Source organism: Streptomyces sp. TRM64462 (assembly GCF_013362995.1).
In the GTDB taxonomy this organism is placed as follows: domain Bacteria; phylum Actinomycetota; class Actinomycetes; order Streptomycetales; family Streptomycetaceae; genus Streptomyces.
Genome location: NZ_JABWDV010000319.1, coordinates 1 through 3,199 on the forward strand (window position 1 = coordinate 1; position 3,199 = coordinate 3,199).

The following is a 3,199-nucleotide window of genomic DNA, read 5'->3' on the forward strand; positions in this document are numbered from 1 at the left end:
GGGTGATGGGTGGCTGGTCGTTGCTTGAGAACTGCACAGTGGACGCGAGCATCTGTGGCCAAGTTTTTAAGGGCGCACGGTGGATGCCTTGGCACCAGGAACCGATGAAGGACGTGGGAGGCCGCGATAGGCCCCGGGGAGCTGTCAACCGAGCTTTGATCCGGGGGTGTCCGAATGGGGAAACCCGGCAGTCGTCATGGGCTGTCACCCGCTGCTGAACACATAGGCAGTGTGGAGGGAACGAGGGGAAGTGAAACATCTCAGTACCCTCAGGAAGAGAAAACAACCGTGATTCCGGGAGTAGTGGCGAGCGAAACTGGATGAGGCCAAACCGTATGTGTGTGATACCCGGCAGGGGTTGCGCATGCGGGGTTGTGGGAGTGAGCTTCAGTCGTCTGCCGGCGGCTGGGCGAGTCAGAAACCGTTGATGTAGGCGAAGGACATGCGAAAGGTCCGGCGTAGAGGGTAAGACCCCCGTAGCTGAAACATCAGCGGCTTGCTTGCTCATTTCCCAAGTAGCACGGGGCCCGAGAAATCCCGTGTGAATCTGGCGGGACCACCCGCTAAGCCTAAATATTCCCTGGTGACCGATAGCGGATAGTACCGTGAGGGAATGGTGAAAAGTACCGCGGGAGCGGAGTGAAATAGTACCTGAAACCGTGTGCCTACAAGCCGTGGGAGCGTCGCATGCAAGCTTGCTTGTATGTCGTGACTGCGTGCCTTTTGAAGAATGAGCCTGCGAGTTTGCGGTGTGTTGCGAGGTTAACCCGTGTGGGGAAGCCGTAGCGAAAGCGAGTCCGAATAGGGCGGTAGAGTAGCGCGCTCAAGACCCGAAGCGGAGTGATCTAGCCATGGGCAGGTTGAAGCGGAGGTAAGACTTCGTGGAGGACCGAACCCACCAGGGTTGAAAACCTGGGGGATGACCTGTGGTTAGGGGTGAAAGGCCAATCAAACTCCGTGATAGCTGGTTCTCCCCGAAATGCATTTAGGTGCAGCGTCGTGTGTTTCTTGCCGGAGGTAGAGCACTGGATAGGCGATGGGCCCTACCGGGTTACTGACCTTAGCCAAACTCCGAATGCCGGTAAGTGAGAGCGCGGCAGTGAGACTGTGGGGGATAAGCTCCATGGTCGAGAGGGAAACAGCCCAGAGCATCGACTAAGGCCCCTAAGCGTACGCTAAGTGGGAAAGGATGTGGAGTCGCAGAGACAACCAGGAGGTTGGCTTAGAAGCAGCCACCCTTGAAAGAGTGCGTAATAGCTCACTGGTCAAGTGATTCCGCGCCGACAATGTAGCGGGGCTCAAGCGTACCGCCGAAGTCGTGTCAATCCAGCATGTACGGCCAACGCCGGCTGGGTTGGGTAGGGGAGCGTCGTGTGCCGGGTGAAGCAGCCGTGGAAGCGAGTTGTGGACGGTTCACGAGTGAGAATGCAGGCATGAGTAGCGATACACACGTGGGAAACGTGTGCGCCGATTGACTAAGGGTTCCTGGGTCAAGCTGATCTGCCCAGGGTAAGTCGGGACCTAAGGCGAGGCCGACAGGCGTAGTCGATGGACAACCGGTTGATATTCCGGTACCCGCTTTGAAGCGCCAACGCTGAATCCAGGGCTGCTAAGCCCGTGAAGCCGCCGGCTGAGTCTTCGGACGAGGTCGGAGTGGTGGAGCCGGTGACCCTATCTGGTAGTAGGTGAGTGATGGGGTGACGCAGGAAGGTAGTCCATCCCGGGCGGTGGTTGTCCCGGGGTAAGGGTGTAGGGCGTCACGTAGGCAAATCCGCGTGACATGAGCCTGAGACCTGATGCCGAGCCGATTGTGGCGAAGTGGATGATCCTATGCTGTCGAGAAAAGCCTCTAGCGAGTTTCATGGCGGCCCGTACCCTAAACCGACTCAGGTGGTCAGGTAGAGAATACCGAGGCGTTCGGGTGAACTATGGTTAAGGAACTCGGCAAAATGCCCCCGTAACTTCGGGAGAAGGGGGGCCATTCCTGGTGAAGAGTTTTGCACTCGGAGCTGGGGGTGGCCGCAGAGACCAGCGAGAAGCGACTGTTTACTAAAAACACAGGTCCGTGCGAAGCCGTAAGGCGATGTATACGGACTGACGCCTGCCCGGTGCTGGAACGTTAAGGGGACCGGTTAGCTCCATTTCGGTGGGGCGAAGCTGAGAACTTAAGCGCCAGTAAACGGCGGTGGTAACTATAACCATCCTAAGGTAGCGAAATTCCTTGTCGGGTAAGTTCCGACCTGCACGAATGGCGTAACGACTTCTCGACTGTCTCAACCATAGGCCCGGTGAAATTGCACTACGAGTAAAGATGCTCGTTTCGCGCAGCAGGACGGAAAGACCCCGGGACCTTTACTACAGTTTGATATTGGTGTTCGGTTCGGCTTGTGTAGGATAGGTGGGAGACTGTGAAGCTCATACGCCAGTATGGGTGGAGTCGTCGTTGAAATACCACTCTGGTCGTGCTGGATGTCTAACCTGGGTCCGTGATCCGGATCAGGGACAGTGTCTGATGGGTAGTTTAACTGGGGCGGTTGCCTCCTAAAGGGTAACGGAGGCGCCCAAAGGTTCCCTCAGCCTGGTTGGCAATCAGGTGTTGAGTGTAAGTGCACAAGGGAGCTTGACTGTGAGACCGACGGGTCGAGCAGGGACGAAAGTCGGGACTAGTGATCCGGCGGTGGCTTGTGGAAGCGCCGTCGCTCAACGGATAAAAGGTACCCCGGGGATAACAGGCTGATCTTCCCCAAGAGTCCATATCGACGGGATGGTTTGGCACCTCGATGTCGGCTCGTCGCATCCTGGGGCTGGAGTCGGTCCCAAGGGTTGGGCTGTTCGCCCATTAAAGCGGTACGCGAGCTGGGTTTAGAACGTCGTGAGACAGTTCGGTCCCTATCCGCTGTGCGCGTAGGAATATTGAGAAGGGCTGTCCCTAGTACGAGAGGACCGGGACGGACGAACCTCTGGTGTGCCAGTTGTTCTGCCAAGGGCATGGCTGGTTGGCTACGTTCGGGAGGGATAACCGCTGAAAGCATCTAAGCGGGAAGCCTGCTTCGAGATGAGTATTCCCACCCACTTGATGGGGTAAGGCTCCCAGTAGACGACTGGGTTGATAGGCCGGATATGGAAGCACCGTGAGGTGTGGAGTTGACCGGTACTAATAGGCCGAGGGCTTGTCCTCAGTTGCTCGCGTCCACTGTGT

At 57.3% G+C, this 3,199-nt stretch carries 1 rRNA gene; it reads left to right on the plus strand.

Features of this window, described 5'->3' with window-relative positions:
- The first annotated feature begins 56 nt into the window (after positions 1-56).
- Positions 57-3,178 (plus strand): 23S ribosomal RNA (locus HTZ82_RS15770).
- The last annotated feature ends 21 nt before the right edge of the window (positions 3,179-3,199 follow it).